The sequence below is a fragment of the Belnapia moabensis DSM 16746 genome, from assembly GCF_000745835.1.
GTDB classification, from domain to species: Bacteria; Pseudomonadota; Alphaproteobacteria; order Acetobacterales; family Acetobacteraceae; genus Belnapia; species Belnapia moabensis.
Genome location: NZ_JQKB01000003.1, coordinates 20,990 through 38,245 on the forward strand (window position 1 = coordinate 20,990; position 17,256 = coordinate 38,245).

The 17,256-nt window shown below is 70.5% G+C and carries 17 protein-coding genes; 4 read left to right on the forward strand and 13 right to left on the reverse strand.

Annotated features, from left to right (window positions below; all coding sequences use genetic code 11):
- Positions 1 to 8: 8 nt before the first annotated feature.
- Genes EP26_RS02095 through EP26_RS34610 form a run of 3 tightly spaced genes read right to left on the reverse strand, consistent with a single transcriptional unit; the run spans position 9 to position 2,007 of the window.
- Complete coding sequence (locus tag EP26_RS02095) at positions 9 to 1,112, reverse strand: toxic anion resistance protein (RefSeq protein ID WP_084112266.1); 1,104 nt, start codon at positions 1,110 to 1,112, stop codon at positions 9 to 11.
- The gene (locus tag EP26_RS34605) at positions 1,109 to 1,858 is read right to left on the reverse strand and encodes a hypothetical protein (RefSeq protein ID WP_043335250.1); all 750 of its coding nucleotides are present in this window, start codon (positions 1,856 to 1,858) and stop codon (positions 1,109 to 1,111) included. Before EP26_RS34605 ends, EP26_RS02095 begins: the two co-directional genes overlap by 4 nt.
- Positions 1,858 to 2,007, reverse strand: a complete 150-nt coding sequence (locus EP26_RS34610) for a hypothetical protein (protein WP_157033384.1) — start codon at positions 2,005 to 2,007, stop codon at positions 1,858 to 1,860. Before EP26_RS34610 ends, EP26_RS34605 begins: the two co-directional genes overlap by 1 nt.
- Before the next feature lie 79 nt (positions 2,008 to 2,086).
- Between EP26_RS34610 and EP26_RS02105 the strand changes: the two genes are divergently transcribed.
- The 3 genes from EP26_RS02105 to EP26_RS02115 all read left to right on the forward strand — a co-directional run bounded on the left by EP26_RS02105 (position 2,087) and on the right by EP26_RS02115 (position 5,139).
- On the forward strand, positions 2,087 to 3,013 hold the full coding sequence (locus EP26_RS02105) for a 3-hydroxyacyl-CoA dehydrogenase (protein ID WP_043335252.1): 927 nt from the start codon (positions 2,087 to 2,089) through the stop codon (positions 3,011 to 3,013).
- Between the two features lie 53 nt (positions 3,014 to 3,066).
- On the forward strand, positions 3,067 to 4,224 hold the full coding sequence (locus EP26_RS02110; RefSeq protein ID WP_043335253.1) for a serine hydrolase domain-containing protein: 1,158 nt from the start codon (positions 3,067 to 3,069) through the stop codon (positions 4,222 to 4,224).
- Positions 4,225 to 4,419: 195 nt separating this feature from the next.
- The gene (locus EP26_RS02115) at positions 4,420 to 5,139 is read left to right on the forward strand and encodes a YoaK family protein (RefSeq protein WP_043335254.1); all 720 of its coding nucleotides are present in this window, start codon (positions 4,420 to 4,422) and stop codon (positions 5,137 to 5,139) included.
- A 438-nt stretch (positions 5,140 to 5,577) separates the two neighbouring features.
- Here EP26_RS02115 and EP26_RS02120 read toward each other — a convergent pair whose 3' ends face one another.
- Entirely contained in the window at positions 5,578 to 6,183 is a 606-nt protein-coding gene (locus tag EP26_RS02120; protein ID WP_245624277.1) for a Crp/Fnr family transcriptional regulator, read from the reverse strand.
- 424 nt (positions 6,184 to 6,607) lie between these two features.
- Between EP26_RS02120 and EP26_RS02125 the strand changes: the two genes are divergently transcribed.
- Entirely contained in the window at positions 6,608 to 7,732 is a 1,125-nt protein-coding gene (locus EP26_RS02125) for a sensor histidine kinase (protein ID WP_245624270.1), read from the forward strand.
- 300 nt (positions 7,733 to 8,032) lie between these two features.
- On the opposite strand, the gene EP26_RS02130 is transcribed toward EP26_RS02125, so the two are convergent.
- The 9 genes from EP26_RS02130 to EP26_RS02170 all read right to left on the reverse strand — a co-directional run bounded on the left by EP26_RS02130 (position 8,033) and on the right by EP26_RS02170 (position 17,251).
- Positions 8,033 to 8,890: an ABC transporter permease gene (locus EP26_RS02130; protein ID WP_043335257.1), complete on the reverse strand. Its 858-nt coding sequence runs from the start codon at positions 8,888 to 8,890 to the stop codon at positions 8,033 to 8,035.
- Positions 8,887 to 9,834 carry an ABC transporter permease gene (locus EP26_RS02135; protein ID WP_043335259.1) on the reverse strand — a complete coding sequence of 316 codons (948 nt, stop codon included), beginning with the start codon at positions 9,832 to 9,834 and terminating at the stop codon, positions 8,887 to 8,889. The genes EP26_RS02130 and EP26_RS02135 overlap by 4 nt, the downstream gene beginning before the upstream one ends.
- 119 nt (positions 9,835 to 9,953) lie before the next feature.
- A complete protein-coding gene (locus tag EP26_RS02140; protein ID WP_043335262.1) occupies positions 9,954 to 11,459 on the reverse strand; it encodes an ABC transporter substrate-binding protein in 1,506 nt (501 codons plus the stop codon).
- Complete coding sequence (locus EP26_RS02145; protein ID WP_043335264.1) at positions 11,456 to 12,499, reverse strand: ABC transporter ATP-binding protein; 1,044 nt, start codon at positions 12,497 to 12,499, stop codon at positions 11,456 to 11,458. Before EP26_RS02145 ends, EP26_RS02140 begins: the two co-directional genes overlap by 4 nt.
- Entirely contained in the window at positions 12,496 to 13,467 is a 972-nt protein-coding gene (locus EP26_RS02150; RefSeq protein ID WP_043335267.1) for an ABC transporter ATP-binding protein, read from the reverse strand. Before EP26_RS02150 ends, EP26_RS02145 begins: the two co-directional genes overlap by 4 nt.
- Positions 13,468 to 13,539: 72 nt before the next feature.
- Positions 13,540 to 14,322 (reverse strand): CHAP domain-containing protein, encoded by a 783-nt coding sequence (locus EP26_RS02155; RefSeq protein WP_084112269.1) that lies wholly within the window; start codon positions 14,320 to 14,322, stop codon positions 13,540 to 13,542.
- 286 nt (positions 14,323 to 14,608) lie between these two features.
- Entirely contained in the window at positions 14,609 to 14,959 is a 351-nt protein-coding gene (locus EP26_RS02160; protein WP_043335269.1) for a RidA family protein, read from the reverse strand.
- A gap of 61 nt (positions 14,960 to 15,020) precedes the next feature.
- Positions 15,021 to 15,995 (reverse strand): Gfo/Idh/MocA family protein, encoded by a 975-nt coding sequence (locus EP26_RS02165; RefSeq protein ID WP_043335272.1) that lies wholly within the window; start codon positions 15,993 to 15,995, stop codon positions 15,021 to 15,023.
- A gap of 95 nt (positions 15,996 to 16,090) precedes the next feature.
- Positions 16,091 to 17,251 (reverse strand): alpha/beta fold hydrolase, encoded by a 1,161-nt coding sequence (locus EP26_RS02170; RefSeq protein WP_052388701.1) that lies wholly within the window; start codon positions 17,249 to 17,251, stop codon positions 16,091 to 16,093.
- Positions 17,252 to 17,256: the final 5 nt, after the last annotated feature.

The following is a 17,256-nucleotide window of genomic DNA, read 5'->3' on the forward strand; positions in this document are numbered from 1 at the left end:
GGGGCGGCTCAGAGCGGCCGCCCCGAGGAGCCGCCCGAGGCCTTGGCCGCCGTCAGGACGCGGCGGATCTCGCCTTCGGCCTTCTCCAGCTCCTTCGTGGCGCTGGCACGCTGCGCCTGGGCCTCGTTGGCGATGCGCAGGCTGTCCTCGATCGTCGCCACGAGCGAGGCATTGGCGCGCTTCACCGCCTCGATGTCGAAGACGCCGCGCTCGATCTGCTGGCGCGCTTCCAGGTTGCCCTGGCGCAGGCGCTCGGCATTGCCGGTCAGCAGCTCGTTGGTGAGGTCGGTCGCCTCCTTCAGCGTCCGCCCGGCCTCGCGCATGTTCTGGATGGCGAGCGCCTGCGCCAGCTGCTGGCGCCAGAGCGGCACGGTATTGGCGATGACGCTCTGGATCTTGGAGGCAAGGGCCTTGTCGTTCTCCTGGATCAGGCGGATCGAGGGAAGGGCCTGCATCGCCACCTGGCGGGTGAGGCGCAGGTCGTGGACGCGGCGCTCCAGCTCGTCGCGGGCGGTGCGCAGGTCGCGCAGCTTCTGCGCCGCCGTCGAGTCGCCGCCCTCCACAGCCTTCGCCATGGCGGGGATCGCCTCCTTCTCCACGCGCGCCAGCACGGTCTCGCCGGCGGCGATGTGGTCGCCGAGGGCGTGGAACCACTCGAGAGTCGCGGCATAGAGCCGCTCCAGCTTCTCGACATCCTCGAGGAGCCGGGTGCGGTGGGTGTCGAGCTTGTCGCCGACCGCCTCGACCTGTCCCTTGATGCTCTCGTAGCGCTGCAGGACGCGCGCCGTCTCGGCCTTCGCGCGGCCGAAGAGGCGTGCCAGCCAGCCGGTCTTCTCGCCGAGGCCGCGCATGTCGAAGCCGCGCAGCGTGCCGATCAGCGTCGACAGGGTGACCCCGGCCTCGCCGGCCTCGCGGTTGCGGGCGCCTTCCAGCATGGCGTCGGCGGCAATGGTGGCGCGGTTCTGCGCCTCCTGGCCGAAGCGCAGGATGCTGGCGGGGTCGGCGACGTCGAGCTGCGCCGCGAGCCGTGTCACCTCGGCCTCGCGCGGCGGCAGCACCGGCTCCAGCTCAACCGTCTTCTGTTCGACCATCGTCTGCTGGGTTTCGCTCATCGGAATCCTTCCTCGCGCAGGCGGTCGGAGAGCACCTTCACCTGGATGTCGAGCGCCGCGCTCTCCTCACGCGTCAGCCGCCCGCGAAGTTCCTGCGCCGTCGTTGCCAAATCATCGAGCAGGACGGGCAGCCCCTCGGGCGGGGCGGCACCGGCCTCCAGGCGCTCGACGATGCGCTCCAGCCCGTCGAGATGGACGGTCAGGAAGCGCCTTGCCTGGGGCAGGCGGTCCGGATGGGCGGTGAGGTCGTCCAGCACGCCCTCCATCGCCGAAGCCACGCCCTGGAGCTTCCCATCGCCCCGCCGTGCCGCCACCGCCTCAATGCGGGCGAGGCGCAGGCGGCTCTCCTCGATCGGGCCGGGGGGCGGCGGCGGGGGCTCCGGCGGCGGGGGTGGGGCGGTCTCGGGCAGCGCCTGGTACATCATCCGCGTGCCGAAGAGGGCGCCGGTGGCCATGATCAGCGACATCGGGATTCCGAGATGGCCTGCCATCTGCGCGGAGAGCCCGGTGCTGACGGCCATCAGCCAGGCCGCGCGGTGCGAATCGCCCTGGCGGCCGCGGCGCAGGGCGCGGGCGGCCAGCAGGCTGCCGCCGAAGCCGAGCGCGGCACCGGTCACGCCCCGCTCGTTGCCGTCGATGGCGAAGAGCAGCGCGGCGGGCAGCAGCGGCGAGGCGAAGATCGGCAGCGCCAGCCCGCGCCAACGGGTGCGCAGCCCAATCCAGGCGCCGAGGGCGCGGTCGAGCATCAGTCGAAGAACCCGCCGATGCTGCGGAACAGGGCAATGATGCCGACCAGCCAGGTGGTGGCGGTCAGCAGCACGCCGCCCCAGGCCCAGACCAGCGGCGTGGTCAGCGGCGGGGAGGCGGGGAGGGAGGTCACGTTGCGTTCGGCCATGGCGGGTCGTTAGATCGCCATCGGGGAGGCTGGGATCAAGCCACCTTCCCGGGCGGAACGTCACGGAAGGACGATTTTGATGGAGCAGATCGCAGTGGTGGGCGCCGGGCTGATCGGGCGCGCCTGGGCCATCGTCTTCGCCCGCGCCGGCCACCCCGTCCGGCTCTGGGACAAGGCCCCGGGGGTTGCGGAGCGGGCGCTGGCGCTGATCGGCGAGAGCCTGGCCGACCTGCACGCGGCGGGGCTCGTCACCGAGCAGCCGTCCGTCATCGCGGCGCGCGTCACGGCGGCGGCGACGCTGGCGGAGTGCGTGGCCGGTGCTGTCCATGTGCAGGAGAACGGGCCGGAGCGGCTCGGGCCGAAGCAGGAGCTCTTCGCAGAGCTCGACAGGCTCTGCGGGCCGGAGGTGGTGCTGGCCTCCTCCACCAGCGGCATTCCGGCGAGCGAGTTCACGGGGAACCTTATGGGGCGGGGGCGCTGCCTCGTCGCGCATCCGGTGAACCCGCCTTATCTCGTCCCGCTGGTCGAGCTGGTCGGGGCGCCCTGGACCGATCCGGCGGTCGTGGCGCGGACGCGGGGGCTGATGCAGCGCGTCGGGCAGGTGCCGGTGACGGCGCATAAGGAGACGCGGGGCTTCGTGCTCAACCGGTTGCAGGCGGCGCTGGTGGCGGAGGCCTTCCGCATGGTGCGCGACGGTGTGATGTCGGCCGAGGATGTCGATGCCTGCGTGAAGGATGGGCTCGGGCTGCGCTGGTCCTTCATGGGGCCTTTCGAGACCATCGACCTGAATGCGCCGGGCGGCGTCGCCGATTACGTCGAGCGGTTCGGGCCGCTGATGGGGGGCATCACCGAGGAGCAGACGCCGTATCTCTATGACGCCGAGACGGTCGGGCGGGTCGCAGGGGAGCGGCGCGCGGCCCTGCCGCTCGAGGGGATCGAGGGGAGGAGCGCCTGGCGCGACCGGCGGCTGATGGCGCTCATCGCGCATAAGCGCGGCCAGGATTGACCGAAGCCTCTGCGCGGAGTTGCCTCTCCGCAACCAGGGAGGGGAATGCGGCGATGCAAGCGATCGACACACTGTTGCGGCAGGCCGTGGAGAGCGGCGCGGTGGCGGGTGTCGCCGCGGTCGCGGGCAATGCGGCCGGGGTGCTGTATGAGGGCGCGGCCGGATTGCGCTCCGCGGCGGGCGGGGAGGCGATGACGGTCGACACGGTCGGCTGGATCGCCAGCATGACCAAGGCCATCACCAGCGTCGCCGCCTTGCAGCAGGTCGAGGCGGGGCGGCTCACCCTCGACGGGCCGATCGCCGATGTGCTGCCGGAGCTGGCCGACCGGCAGGTGCTGGAGGGGTTCTCCGAAGCCGGTGAGCCGATGCTGCGGCCGGCGCGCGGGGCCATCACCCTGCGGCAGCTGCTGACCCATACCAGCGGCTTCAGCTACCCGATGTGGAATGCGGATATCGGCCGCTACATGCAGCTGAAGGGCATCCCCGGCGTCGCCTCGCGCAAGCTGCGGGCCTTGGAGCTGCCGCTGGTCGCCGACCCTGGCACAGCCTGGCATTACGGCATCGGCATCGACTGGGCGGGGCGTGCCGTCGAGGCGGTCACCGGGCTGCGGCTGGGCGAGGTGATCGAGGAGCGCATCACCGGGCCGCTCGGGATGCGGGATACCGGCTTCCGCCCCGGCTCGGCGCAGCGGGCGCGGCTTTCGGCGATGCATAGCCGCGGGGCGGATGGGCGGCTGGCGCCGATCCCCTTCCCGATCCCCGAGGAGCAGGAATTCGACATGGGGGGCGGCGGGCTCTACGGCACGGCGCCCGACTATCTCCGCTTCTGCCGCATGGTGCTGAATGGCGGGGCGCTGGACGGGGCGCGCATCCTCGACCCGGGCACGGTCGCGGAGCTGGGTCGCAACCAGATGGGCGAGTTGCTGGTCGGGCCGATGGCGACGGCGCAGGCGGCCGTCTCGCATGATGCGGAGTTCTTCCCCGGGCAGCGGAAGCGGTGGAGCCTCGCCTTCATGTTGAACGAGGAGGCGCATCCCGAAGGGGGACGCGCGGCGGGGAGCATGGCCTGGGCGGGGCTCGGCAATACCTATTACTGGATCGACCCGATGCATGACCGCTGCGGGGTGCTCCTGACGCAGAGTTTTCCCTTCGCCGATCCGAGGGTTCTCGATCTGCTTGCGGCCTTCGAGCGGGCGGTCTATGCGGGGTGAGGTGCTTCAATTATTGAAGCGGGCTGGCGCCAAGCCCTTGAGAAGTCTGGCAAAACTGCGGGATTTTTAGATTTTAGCGCTTGAAGCGCCTGCCGCCGAGGCTTTGCCTTGGGCGGATGTTCCTAGTAGCAGGCTTGGGATTGAGGCGGCAAGGATTTATGGTCGCTGCCGTCACAACCCAGTCCTGGACCCCACATGCTCATCCGGCAAGGTGATGCCAGGCCGCTCGCCGCCGATCGCAGCCTCGCCTGCAGCCTCGCCCTGGCCGCGGGGGCGCTGAATACGGTCGGCTTCTACAAGATCGGGATCTACTCCTCGCACATGACCGGGGCGGTCTCGACGCTGGCAGACCGGGTGGCGCTCGGCGACTTCGCGGGGGCTCTGGTGTGCCTCGGGCTGGTTGGCGCCTTCGTCGCCGGGGCGGCGGCCTCGACCCTGCTGGCGAATGAGGGGCAGCGGCGGGAGCTGGCCGGTATCCATGCGCTCAGCATCATGGCGGAGGCGGTGCTGCTGGCGGGGCTGGCGGCCGCCGATGCCTGGGCGCCGCAGCTTTGGGGCGGGCTCGGCTTCGTGCTCGGGATGAGCGCGCTGATGGGGCTGCAGAATGCGGTGGTGACGCGCATCTCCAATGCGCGCATCCGCACGACGCATGTGACGGGGATGGTGACGGATATCGGCATCGAGCTCGGCAACCTGCTCGACATCGCGCTGCGAAGGCGAAGGCGGGCGGAGGCGGCGGTCAATCTCGAGAAGCTTGGGCTGCATGTGCCGACGGTCGCGGCGTTCCTACTCGGCGGGGTGGGCGGGGTGTTTGCGTATCGGGAGATCGGGGCGGGGATGCTGCTGCTGGTGGCGGTGAGCCTCGCGGGGCTGGCGCTGCCGGGCATCCTGGCGACGCGGCGGGTGCGAGGATGAGGGCCCGGGTTACGAACCCGATCAGGAACGGCAGATTGGGGTGGAGAGCGAACATAGGCGTCAACACAATCTGACTGCCGCTTCGCGCCAAGTTCGGCCATGCAGATGCTCAGCGCATGCCCCCGGGAGCGGACATGCCGGATGGCAGAGTTATCGGCCACGAGGTGACGTGAGCGGGCATAAGGGAACCGGACGGTGCTGTGCTTCGCTGGCACTACAGTCGCGGATTCCAACAAGGCGTATTTTGCAGCCGATTCGCGTCGTGCCGCCGGTTCGTGATCGGAGGCCAGCTCGCTAAGGTTTGGCGTTCCAACTTACTCAGGAGATGTGCCGTCGTGCGTATCAGACCTAAACGCAGCCGAAAGACCGCTCGCAAGCGCCTCCGGGTGCAACGTAGACACGCCAAACTCCAGAAGGGTGGCTGACACTACAGTTGCTCTAGCCTCTCGCAGAGCCGAGCAACTGCTCGAACTGGCGGCGCACGGTGCCGTAGCACTCGCAGGCGGCGGCCTCGAGCCCTTCGCGGTCGGTGACCTTCATTTGCCCATGGCCGTACCGGATGAGCCCGGCCTGCTGGAACAGTCTCGCCGCCACGGTGACACCGGGGCGGTGGACGCACAGCATCATCGCCAGGAACTCCTGGGTCATCGGGAACTCGTCATCCTCGGCGCGGTCGTGCGCCATCAGCAGCCAGCGCGCCAGGCGCTGGTCCAGCGCGTGGTGGCCGTTGCAGGCCGCGGTCTGGGTCACCTGCTGCTGGAAGGCCAGGGTATAGCGGAGCAGGAGCGTCCGCAGGGCCGCGCTCTCCTCCAGTGCCCGGCGGAAGGCGCCCGCGTGGAGCCGCAGCATGGTGCCGGCGGCCTGGACCATGGCCTCGACATGGCTGCTGTTGCTGCCGAGCAGAAGGGGCAGGCCCACCATGCCCTCGGAACCGACGACGCCAACCTCGGCGGACCGGCCATCCGCAAGCATCGCCAGCATCGAGGACCAGCCGCTCTCGGGGAAATAGACCGCCGTGATCGGCTGGTCGGGCGCCAGCAGGATCTGGCGCTACTCTGTTTCGATCGGCTCAAGCTGCGGCCAGAGCCGCGCAAGGTCCTCAACGGGAAGAGCCGCGAGCAAGCGGTTGCGGGGAGTCGGGACAGGGGATTGCGAAGCGGTCAAGGAGGCTCTCGGGCGACAGATGCCGGCGGGAGCACTGACCTCTCTCAGCCGCCCGCGCCGAAGGGTCTCGACGGGCGATGAAGGGGAGATGGTAGCGCACGGGCGCGGGGACAACCGGCCAGGCGAACAGCCCGCCAGCTTGGCGTGAGGTCAACCGTACTCGAATCCGAAATCTACCGACCGGGTTGCACCGGCATTGGTTCCTGCCGCCCTTGTACGACAGCCGACAGCGACCTTCGGCCGTGACGGGCATGAACCCTGCTTTGGTGACGTTGCGAATCGGATAACTGTGAGTTCGGATCAATTGGGCAATCCCGAGCGAGATGACGGCGGGGTGGCTACTCCGGGGCGCACTGAGCCGTCGCCGACGCTCCTTCCGGATGGCGAGGGGTGGAGTTCCGCATCGGCAGACGCGGAAGGACGCATCGCGGAACTCGAGGCGGAGAACGAGACACTCAAGGCAGAGGCCGAGCGGCTTCGGCACCTGCTGGACAGCGCCTCAGGCTACGCAATCGTCACGCTCGACCTCGAAGGGCGGATCACGGGCTGGAACGAGGGCGCCACCGCCATCCTGGGCTACAGGCATGGGGAGATTCTCGGCCGCTCCGGCGACGTGTTCTTTCCCGCCGAGGACCGTGCCGCAGGCGTGTTCGTGAAGGAGTTGTGCCGCGCCATGGAGGAGGGCCGCGCGACCAACGAGCGCTGGCACATCCGGCGTGACGGCAGCCGCTTCTGGGCCAGCGGGCTGATGGTGCCGCTGCTGAACACGGATGGTAAGCCCGAGGGGTTACTGAACGTCCTGCGGGACAACACCGCAGGCCGGATTGAGGAGGAGCGCCGGGCCCTGCAGCTGGCTGAAATGGGCCACCGGGTGAAGAACGTCCTCGCCACGGTGCAGGCGGTCGCGGCCCAGACAATGCGCCATGGCGGGGTGCCCGAAGCGGTGCAGAAGATGCTTTTGCAACGGCTGGTGGCCCTGGCGGGCTCGCACGACCTGCTGACCCGCGGTGGATGGGGGAGCGCCTCCCTGACGGATGTCGTGGAACGCGCCCTTTCGCCCTATGCCGGATCAGGCCGCGTACGATCCGACGGCCCACCGGTACGGCTGGCGGCAGACGCCGTGGAGATGTTCAGTCTGGCCTTCCACGAATTGGCCACCAATGCGGCCAAGTACGGTGCCCTGTCCGTTCCGAAAGGCCAGGTCGAGGTGTCCTGGGCCTTACGGCGCAGCGGCAAGGGCACGCGGCGGGTGGACATCGACTGGCGCGAGCGGGGCGGCCCGACCGTCACACCGCCCAGACGCCAAGGCTTCGGCTCGCGGTTGCTGGAGCGCGGGCTGGCGCAGAAGTTCGGCGGCACGGTCAAGCTCGACTTCCATCCCGAGGGCCTGGAGTGCCGCATCTGTCTCCCGGTAGCGCTCGGGGATTAAGGCACACGGCCCTCACCATGGGCTGGGACCGCTTCGTGTCGAGCCGGCGTTCGAACGACAAGCGGCACAGGTCTGCTCCTGCGCGGTTCGGCCTCGAAAGCCGCATGTCCGTTATTCGGTCAAACCCGGTCGTCCGGGTCGCTTTCGGGTGGGTCTGCCGCGGATCGGAAGCGGCCGCTACCGATCGACTTTCCGCCCTCGAACAAACTCCGATCAGGTGGAATCACCTGATCGGAGCAATTTGCTCGATGCAACAAAGGTCAGAGCGCTTGTCGTGAGCCAAGGCGAACGGAAAGCGCTTTAGCGCCGCTCGCCGCGCGGGTCGAGCGCGTCGCGGAGGCCGTCGCCCATCAGGTTGAAGGCGAGCACGACGAGGAAGATGGCGAGGCCGGGGAAGATGGCCAGCCAAGGCGCCTGGGTCAGGAAGCGCTGGGCGCTGTTCAGCATGCTGCCCCAGGAGGGGGCGGGCGGCTGCTGGCCGAGGCCGAGGAAGCTCAGCGAGGCCTCGGCGATGATGGCCTCGGCGATGGAGAGCGTCGCCTGCACCAGCAGGGGCGGGATGATGTTCGGCAGGACATGGACGAGGCCGAGGCGCCAGGGCGGGTTGCCCAGCGCACGGGCGGCCTCGACCCAGTCGGTGGCGCGGGCGTCGAGGGCCATGCCGCGCGCCAGGCGGACGAAGATGGGCGAGGCGGTGATGGCGATGGCGAGCATCGCGTTCTCGAGCGCGGGGCCCAAGAATGCGGCGAGGGCGATGGCGAGGATGAGGAAGGGGACGGAGAGCATGGCGTCGGCGATGCGGGCGATCAGCGCATCGACCCAGCCGCCGGCGAGGCCGGCGAGCAGGCCGATCGGCACGCCGATCAGCAAGGCGACGGAGACGGAGAGGACGCCAGCGGCCATCGAGGCGCGGGCGCCGTAGAGCACCCGCGCCAGCACGTCGCGGCCGTTCTCGTCGGTGCCGAACCAGTGGGCGGCGGAGGGAGGCTTGCGGATCGCCGTCCAGGAGGTCTGCAAGGGGTCGGCGGGGGAGAGCCAGGGGGCCAGGAGGGCGGCGAGGATGAAGAGCACCACGACGAGGAGGCCGAAGACGGCGAGGCGGTGGCGGAGGAAGCGGCGGAGCGCGCGGCGCGCCGGGCTGTCGGCGGTGGCGCTCATGCTGTGCGCAGGCGTGGGTTGACGGCCATGTAGAGCAGGTCGGCGATGAGGGAGAGGGCGGTGAAGATCAGCGCGGTCGCCATCACCACGCCCTGCACCACGGGGTAGTCGCGGTTGAAGACGGCATCGACGATCAGCTTGCCGAAGCCGGGGATGGTGAAGATCTGCTCGGTCAGCACCGCGCCGGCGAGCAGCCGGCCGAATTCGATGGTGCCGAGCGTGACCACGGGGATCAGCGCGTTGCGGAGCGCGTGGCGGCCGACGACGGCGCGCTCCCCGAGGCCCTTGGCGCGGGCGGTGCGGACATAGTCCTGGCCGAGCGCGCCGAGCATCGCCGCGCGGGTGTGGCGCATCAGCACGCCGGCGATGCCGGAGCCGAGCACGAAGGCGGGCATGATCGTCGTCGCCAGGCTTTGCAGCGGGTCCTCGGTCAGGGGCACGTAGCCGGAGGGAGGGAGCCAGCCGAGCTGCACGGAGAAAAGCAGGATCATCATGATGCCGAGCCAGAAGTTCGGCGTCGAGATGCCGAAGAGGGCGACGGCGTTGACCAGCCAGTCGGTCGGGCGGTCGCGGCGCACGGCGGAGAGCACGCCGGCGGGGATGCCGATGGCGAGGGCGATGAGAAAGGCCATCACCGCGAGCTGGAAGGTGACGGGGAGCTTCTCGAGGATGAGCTTCGCCACCGGCTCGCGGATGCGCCAGGAGAAGCCGAAATCGCCCTGCACGGCGCGGGTGATCCAGTGAAGGTATTGCTCGGGCAGGGGACGGTCGAGGAAGAGCTCGGCGCGGATCTGCGCCAGCACCTGCGGGTCGCCGCGCTCCTCGCCGGCGAGGATCAGCGCCGGATCGCCGGGCATCAGCTGCTGCAGGCCGAAGATCAGCACGGAGAGGATGAGCAGCGTCGGGACGATCTGGCCGAGGCGGCGGAGAAGCCAGGGGAGCATTTAGCGTCCTGCCCCTGGAGATCGTGGGCTCGGCCCGCGCCTGGCGTGGATGAGCGGGCCGCGGGCGGCCAGGGCTGATGACACGCGGGCGAAGGCCGCAGGGGGGCGGAAGCGCGGCATCAGTTCAGCCGCAGGCCTTGCGGGCGGATCAAGCCGTCGGCGACGGGGACGAAGCCGCTGAGGCGGGCGGTGTGGGCGACGATGTTCTTGCGGTGCCAGAGATAGACGCGGCTGCGGTCCTGGCGGAGCGCGATCTCGAAGATGCGGGCGTAGAGGGCGCGGCGGGCGGCGGCATCGGTCTCGCTGCGGGCCGCATCCAGCAGGCGGTCGACTTCGGGGTTGGCGTATTTGCCGTCGTTCTGGCCGCCCTGGCTGTGGATGAAGGTCCAGGTATTGCCGTCCGGATCGACGCGGCCGGACCAGGCGACGAGGTAGGTCTCGAACTCGCCGCGGTTGGCGGCTTGCAGGCTGGAGGCGAATTCCATGGTGTTCAGCTTCAGGGCGAAGCCGGCCTCCTGCACCATGGCCTGGATCACCTCGCCGGCCTGGCGGAGGTCGGGGCTGTTCGGCACCGTCATCTCGACCGGGACGGGCGCGGTGACGCCGGCCTCGCGGAGCAGGGCGCGGGCGCGAGCCACGTCGCGCGCTTCACGACGGAAGGTTGGGATGTGGAAGGGGTTCTCGGGCGGGATCGGCTGGGCGGTGGGGGTGTAGGCGCCTTCGTAGACGACCTGGTTCACCGCATCGCGGTCGATGGCGAGCTCGAAGGCGGCGCGGATGCGCGGGTCGCGGGCGAAGGGTGTGTTGGCGCGTGGCCCGTTGCCGAGGTTGAAGACGATGCTCTGGTAGCCGAGCTCATCATAGGCGACGGCGCGGAGGCGGCGGTTGGCCTGGACGGCCTTCATGTCGTCCGGCTCGATGGTCTGCACCATCTCCAGCGCGCCGGATTGCAGGTTGGCGAGGCGGACGGTGCTGTCGGGGATCGGCAGGAAGGTGATGCGCGGGATGTGGATGCGCGCGGCGTCCCAGTAGCCCTCGAAGCGCTCGACTACGATGCGGTCCTGCGCGACGCGCTCGACCAGGCGGTAGGGGCCGGCGCAGACGGGGGCGTTGCCGAAATTGCGGCCGGCGGCCTCGGCGGCCTTCGGGCTGACGACCATGCCGGCGCGGTCGGTGAGCTGGGAAAGGAAGGGGGAGGAGGCGACCTTCAGCCGGATGCGGATGGTGCGGGGGTCCACCACTTCGACCGATTCCATCGCGCCGATCTCGCTGCGGCGGAAGCTGCCGGACAGCGTCATGTGGCGGTTGAGGGAGTAGCGGACGGCCTCGGCGTCCATCGGCTCGCCGTCGTGGAAGCGGACGTTCTCGCGAAGGGTGATGCGGAGCGTTTTTGGATCTTCCCAGGCGTAGCCGGTGGCGAGCTGGGGGACGATCTCAAGCTTCTCGTTGATGTCGAAGAGCTTGTCGCAGAGCGTGGCGAAGACGATGCGGCCGACGAAGGTGCGGGCGAGCGTCGGGTCGAGGATGTCGGGGTCCTCGCGGAGGCCGATGCGGAGGGTCTGCGCCTCGGCCGCGGCGGCAAGCGCCAGGGAGGCGAGGGCGGCGAGGAGGGTTCGGCGGATCATGCGTCGCTCCCGGCGGGCTGGAAGAAGGATTGCAGGCGGCGGAGGCGGTCGCCGCCGGGCTCGGCCTCGCGCAGCGGCGGGGCGGGGGGTAGGCGGTCCTGCAGGTGGCAGGCGGCAAGGTGGGCGCCACCGGTGAGGGCGGGGGGCTCGGTGCGGCAGATGGCCTCGGCGTGGGGACAGCGGGTGTGGAAGCGGCAGCCGGCGGGCGGGGCGATGGGGCTCGGCACGTCGCCCTCGATGGGCGGGGCCTTGATGCCACGGCCGGGGACGGCGGCGAGCAGGGCGCGGGTGTAGGGGTGGCGGGGGGCGGCGAAGAGCGCGTCCGCCGGGCCCTCCTCGACCAGGCTGCCGAGATACATCACCGCCACGCGGTCGGCGATGTGGCGCACCACGCCGAGGTCGTGGCTGATGAGGACGAAGGTGAGGCCGAGGTCGCGGATGAGGTCGGCCAGCAGGTTCACCACCTGGGCCTGGACCGAGACGTCGAGCGCGCTCACCGGCTCGTCGCCGATGACGAGGCGGGGGCCGCTGGCGAGCGCGCGGGCGATGGCGATGCGCTGGCGCTGGCCGCCGCTGAACTCGTGCGGCCAGCGACGGGCGGCCTCGGGGCGGAGGCCGACGCGCTCAAGCAGCTCGGCGACGCGGGCCGCCTCGCCGGCGCGGGGGGTGATGCGGTGGAGGCGGAGCGGCTCGGCGATGGCGGCGCCGACGGTCATGCGCGGGTCGAGGCTGGCGAAGGGGTCCTGGAAGATCAGCTGCATGTCGCGGCGGCGGGCGCGGAGGGCGGCGGGGGAGAGGGCGCGGAGATCCTCGCCTTCGAAGAGGACGCTGCCGGCATCGGGCTCGATGAGGCGCAGCGCCAGGCGGCCGAGCGTCGACTTGCCGCAGCCGCTCTCGCCGACGATGGCGAGGACCGTGCCGCGAGGGACGGCAAGCGACACGCCATCGACCGCGCGCACCGCGCCGCGGCGGCGGCCGATTGCGTCGCGCAGGGGGAAGTGCTTGCGGAGGTCGCGCAGCTCGAGCAGCGGTGCCGTCATGCGGCGAGCACGCGGTCGAGCGGGGCGCGCCAGCAGGCGGTGGCGTGGCCGGGTTCCACCTCGGAGAGCGGGGGCTGGCGGGTGCAGTCGGCGCCGCGGAAGGGGCAGCGCGGGGCGAAGCGGCAGCCTTCGGGCGGGTGGAGGAGGTCGGGGACGGTGCCTTCGATGCTGGCGAGGCGGGTGGGGCCGCCCTCGATGCGGGGGGCGGCGCCGAGAAGGCCGACCGTGTAGGGATGCTCGGGGCGGGCGAAGAGGCGGGCGGCCGGCGCCCGCTCGGCGACGCGGCCGGCATACATGACGACGACATCGTCGGCATGGTCGGCGACGACGCCGAGGTCGTGGGTGATGAGCACCACGGCCGTGCCTGTCTCGCGCTTCAGCTCATCGAGGAGCGCGAGGATCTGTGCCTGCACCGTCACGTCGAGGGCGGTGGTGGGCTCGTCGGCGATCAGCAGGCGCGGGCGGCAGGCGAGCGCCATGGCGATCATCACCCGCTGGCGCATGCCGCCCGAGAGCTGGTGCGGATATTGGCGGGCGCGGCGGGCGGCGTCGGGGATGCGGACGCGGTCGAGCAGTGCGACGGCGCGGTCGAATGCGGCGCGCTCGCCGAGGCGCTCGTGCAGGCGCAGCACCTCGGCCACCTGCTCGCCGGCGGTGAAGGCGGGGTTGAGGCTGGTCATCGGCTCCTGGAAGATCATGGCGATCTCCCGGCCGCGGCGGCGGCGCCATTCGGGCTGGGCGAGGGTCGCCATCTCGCGCCCGCGCAGGCGGATGGAGCCGGAGAGGCGGGCATTGGGGGGCAGCAGGCCCATCGTCGCCAGGGCGGTGACGGACTTGCCGCAGCCGCTCTCGCCGACGATGGCGAGCGTCCGGCCGGCCTCGACGGCAAGGGAGACGCCGTCGACGGCCCGGAGCGGGCCGCGATCGGTGCGGAAGGTGATGGCGAGGTCCCGGAGCTCGAGGACCATCAGCCGTTGGGGCGGAAGCGCATCATCCCCTGGACAGTGACATGCCAGCGGATGGGCGCAAGACGCGATTGCCTACCGCGCGGTGCGGGCCTGGGCGGTTCGGAGCGGGGCGAGGCCTTGCAGGCTGTAGCCGCGCGAGGACTGGCCATCCGGCATTTCGGCGAGCTGCTCGTAGCGGGTGCTGCGGTGGAGCTGCATGCCGGCATAGGCGGTGCCGGTGTTCACGCCGTCATCCGGGCGGTTGTAGATGAAGCCATAGGTCGGGTAGACGCGGCCGAAGGCGTTGTCGTTGGTGCCGGACTGGACGCGGACCTCGGACCAGTCATTGGCGTCCGAGACGTCGATCACGCTGATATTCTGCATGACCGAGCCGCGGCGGATGCCGGGGCCGCCCCAATTGGCGTGGTCGATGCGGACCTCGCGCGGGCCGACGATGTGGCGGACCACGGCGACATGGCCACGGGTCATGCCGCCGGTCGCGCGGAAGGCCATGACTGAGCCCGGCTCCGGGCGCTGGCCGCGGTCGTAGAGGCCGGCGGCGTTGCTCCACCAGTCGCCGCCATTGCCGCTGACGTGCATGCCGGTGACGGCGCGGGCATAGGGGACGCAAGAGATGCCGCCGTTGGCGGCGGGGGTGGCGGCCAGCCGGGCCTGGCTGCGGCGGGCGGTTCGGAGGCGGCTCGTCGCCCGGTGGGACGTGGCATGGGCCTGCTGTCCTGCCGGGGCGGATTTGCGCACCGAATCCCGGCCATGGCGTTGCTGGGCCTGGTCCCGCGACGTGGCCAGAGCGTCGCCGGACGCTGCCATCGCACCGATCACCACGCACCACGCCACTGCCATCCGATGCACCCGCATGCCAATCCCCCCCTGCGCGTGAACCGCTTCGCCTCGCGAGGCCGTAACCTCACGACACAAATGGGGTTATCCCGGTCGCAAATGTCTCGCGCAACCGGGAGCGGCGAAACATCGGGAAACTAGGGGTGATTTTCATGGAGAGGCGCCGATTACTGGTCCGTGAACGGACGATCGTCCTAGTCAGCGTCTCAGAAAGGAGCCTAGCCACAGTGTGACGGCCGAGAAGCCACAGTCGCGACAAGGGCGGCGCCCCGGAAGGCGCCGCCCTTGCACGAGTCCAAGCCGCTCAGCGGCAGGCGGTGACCATGATCTCGACCAGGTGGCGCGGGTCGGCCATGTTGGCCTCGACACAGGCGCGGGCCGGGCGGCCCGCATCGCCGAGCCACTCCACCCAGACCTTGTTCATCGCGTCGCGGTCGGTGATGTGCTTCAGCCAGATCTGCGCGGTCAGCAGGCGGGTGGTGTCGGTGCCGTTGGCCTCGAGCGCCGCGGTGATCTTGGCGAGGACCTGCTTCGTCTGGCCGGTGACGTCGAGCGAAAGGTCGTCGGCGGTCATGCCGGCCAGGTAGACGAAATTGTGGTACTCGACGGAACCTGAGAGAATCGTGTTGCTGCCCTGGCGGGTGATCTTCGACATCGGCTGCCCCTCCTTCAAGGAAGGGCCGTTCTAGGGCGCCGTTACATCAGCGACAAGCCGCTCAGGCCACCGCATAGGTGCTGCCTGAGGCCGCCGCGCCGATCATCGTCTCGAAGACGGCGACGCCGTGGATCGCCTGCTCGGCCGGCAGCGGGTAGGCCGGGCCGCCGGCGACCGCGGCGGCGAAGGCCTCCAGCTCGGCGGCCTCGATATCGGTCTTGTCGAAGTCGCGGGCCCAGCCCTGGCCCTCGACGGGGGTGAAGACGAGGCGGTCCTGGCCCTGCATCTCGAGATGGCCCTTGGTGCCGAAGAGGGCGACGCGCCAGTAGCGGGCGGTCAGCGAGAGCGTGGCGAAATTGCAGGTGGCGCCGGAGGCGAAGCGGGCGAGCATCGCGGTCGTGTCGTCGATATGCGGCGAGACCCGGGGGAAGGACTGCACGGTCACTTCGGCGATGGGGCCCATCAGGTTGATCAGCATGTCGAGCATGTGGATGCCCATGGCGCCCATGCCGCCAAGCGGGCTCTCCTCGCGGTCGGCGCGCCACATGCCGGGCTTCCAGGCGAAGGCGCCGGGGCCGCTGATATGGCCCTCGGCGTGGAGGACGGTGCCGAGTTCGCCCTCGGCGAGCATGCGCTTCATCTCGAGCGTCGCGGGGAGGAAGCGGCGGTTATGGCCGAGGGCGAGGACGACGCCGGCCTGGCGGCAGGCGGCGACGCAGGCCTCGGCGCTCGCCTTGCTCAAGGTGAAGGGCTTCTCGACGAAGACATGCTTGCCGGCGGCGGCGGCGGCCATGACTTGGTCGGCATGCTGCTTGTGCGGGGTGGCCAGCGCCACGGCCTTCACCTCGGGGTCGGCGAGGACGGCCTCAAAGCTTGGGTGGAGGCGGATGCCCTGTTCGGCGGCCCAGGCTTCGGCCTTCGACAGCCTGCCGGTGGTGCCGGCGACGAAGCGGAGACCGGCGCCGTTCTTCCGTTGCACGCTCTCCACCAGGGTGCGGCCCCAGCGGCCCATGCCGACGATCGCGGTGTTCAACATGATCAGCTGTCCTGCGTTTCGGCACGGAGACTAATCCCGTTTTGGCGGGACTGTCGCCAGACCAAAACGGGATTAGTATTCATTGAGCCGGCGGTTCACGCCCCGAGTGTGGCCACTCGGGGCGACCGCGGGCTGGCCGCGCCGCTGCTCCTCAGGAAGTCCAGCAGATGCGTGACGGTCTGCTCCGGCTGCTCCTGCTGCACCCAGTGGCCGGCGCCCTCGATCAGGTGGCAGCCGCGCATGTCGGTGCAGGCCTCGCGCTGCATGCGCTCCAGCGCGGCAGGCACCTGGCAGATGCCCCAGTCGCTGGCGCCGGCGATGAAGAGCGAGGGCTGCGTGATGCGGCGGCCGGCCATCAGCTGGTGCTCCGGCTGGAAGCGGCCCGAGGTGGTGCAGCGGTACCATTGGAAGCCGCCCTGGAAGCCGGTGCGGGCGTACTCGGCAGCGTAGACGGCGAGTTCGGCATCGGGGAGCCAGCGGTTGGCGGCGATGGCCTCCGGCGAGGGCATGTCGGAGGCGACCTGCTCGGCCATGCCCTTGGCGAGATCCATGACGTAGTAGCCGGGGAGTTTCGCCAGTTCCTCCGCGGTCCATGAAGCGAGGGGGAAGGGGCGGTTGTCGGGCCAGTCGGCGCTCTTCGCGTGGTAGTAGGCGCGGAGGAAGGCGTGCAGGCCCTGCGGGGCGTGCTGCATCTCGGCATTCGCCTCGCGGGTCGAGTAGTACCATTGGTAGTGCTTGCGGGGGCGGGGCAGGGCGGCGAGCGCGGCGTGGATGTCGGGGGCGGCGGGGCGGGGCTTGGCACCTTCCTGCAGCGGGGGCGGGCCGGCGAAGGGGGCGCTCATCAGCACGACGCGGCGGAACAGGTCGGGGCGCAGCAGGGCGCACCAGGCGGCCATGGGGGAGCCGAAATCGTGGCCGATCACCGCCTCCACCCCGTCATGGCCGAGGGCCGCGATGAGGCCCATCGCGTCGCGGACGATGTTGAAGGGGCGGAAGGGGGCGAGGTCGCCGTCGTAATCGGCGCTCCAGCCGGTGGTGCGGCCATAGCCGCGCTGGTCGGGGGCGACGACGTGGTAGCCGGCCTCGGCCAGCGGCAGCATCACCTTGCGCCAGGAGAAGGCGAGCTCGGGGAAGCCGTGGAGCAGCAGCAGGCAGGGCGCCTCAGGGTTGCCGGCCTCGAGGATATGCATGCGAAGGCCGTTGATGCCGTCGAGGAAGCGGCTGGTGATGCCGGGGGGCAGGGGCAGGTCGTCCATGGCGT

Excerpts from the sequence above, each read along its gene's own strand:
- EP26_RS02095 (WP_084112266.1), bottom strand. The coding sequence starts at position 1,112 with ATGAGCGAAACCCAGCAGACGATGGTCGAACAGAAGACGGTTGAGCTG.
- EP26_RS34605 (WP_043335250.1), bottom strand. The coding sequence starts at position 1,858 with ATGCTCGACCGCGCCCTCGGCGCCTGGATTGGGCTGCGCACCCGTTGG.
- EP26_RS34610 (WP_157033384.1), bottom strand. The coding sequence starts at position 2,007 with ATGGCCGAACGCAACGTGACCTCCCTCCCCGCCTCCCCGCCGCTGACC.
- EP26_RS02105 (WP_043335252.1), top strand. The coding sequence starts at position 2,087 with ATGGAGCAGATCGCAGTGGTGGGCGCCGGGCTGATCGGGCGCGCCTGG.
- EP26_RS02110 (WP_043335253.1), top strand. The coding sequence starts at position 3,067 with ATGCAAGCGATCGACACACTGTTGCGGCAGGCCGTGGAGAGCGGCGCG.
- EP26_RS02115 (WP_043335254.1), top strand. The coding sequence starts at position 4,420 with ATGCTCATCCGGCAAGGTGATGCCAGGCCGCTCGCCGCCGATCGCAGC.
- EP26_RS02130 (WP_043335257.1), bottom strand. The coding sequence starts at position 8,890 with ATGAGCGCCACCGCCGACAGCCCGGCGCGCCGCGCGCTCCGCCGCTTC.
- EP26_RS02135 (WP_043335259.1), bottom strand. The coding sequence starts at position 9,834 with ATGCTCCCCTGGCTTCTCCGCCGCCTCGGCCAGATCGTCCCGACGCTG.
- EP26_RS02140 (WP_043335262.1), bottom strand. The coding sequence starts at position 11,459 with ATGATCCGCCGAACCCTCCTCGCCGCCCTCGCCTCCCTGGCGCTTGCC.
- EP26_RS02145 (WP_043335264.1), bottom strand. The coding sequence starts at position 12,499 with ATGACGGCACCGCTGCTCGAGCTGCGCGACCTCCGCAAGCACTTCCCC.
- EP26_RS02150 (WP_043335267.1), bottom strand. The coding sequence starts at position 13,467 with ATGGTCCTCGAGCTCCGGGACCTCGCCATCACCTTCCGCACCGATCGC.
- EP26_RS02155 (WP_084112269.1), bottom strand. The coding sequence starts at position 14,322 with ATGCGGGTGCATCGGATGGCAGTGGCGTGGTGCGTGGTGATCGGTGCG.
- EP26_RS02160 (WP_043335269.1), bottom strand. The coding sequence starts at position 14,959 with ATGTCGAAGATCACCCGCCAGGGCAGCAACACGATTCTCTCAGGTTCC.
- EP26_RS02165 (WP_043335272.1), bottom strand. The coding sequence starts at position 15,995 with ATGTTGAACACCGCGATCGTCGGCATGGGCCGCTGGGGCCGCACCCTG.
- EP26_RS02170 (WP_052388701.1), bottom strand. The coding sequence starts at position 17,251 with ATGGACGACCTGCCCCTGCCCCCCGGCATCACCAGCCGCTTCCTCGAC.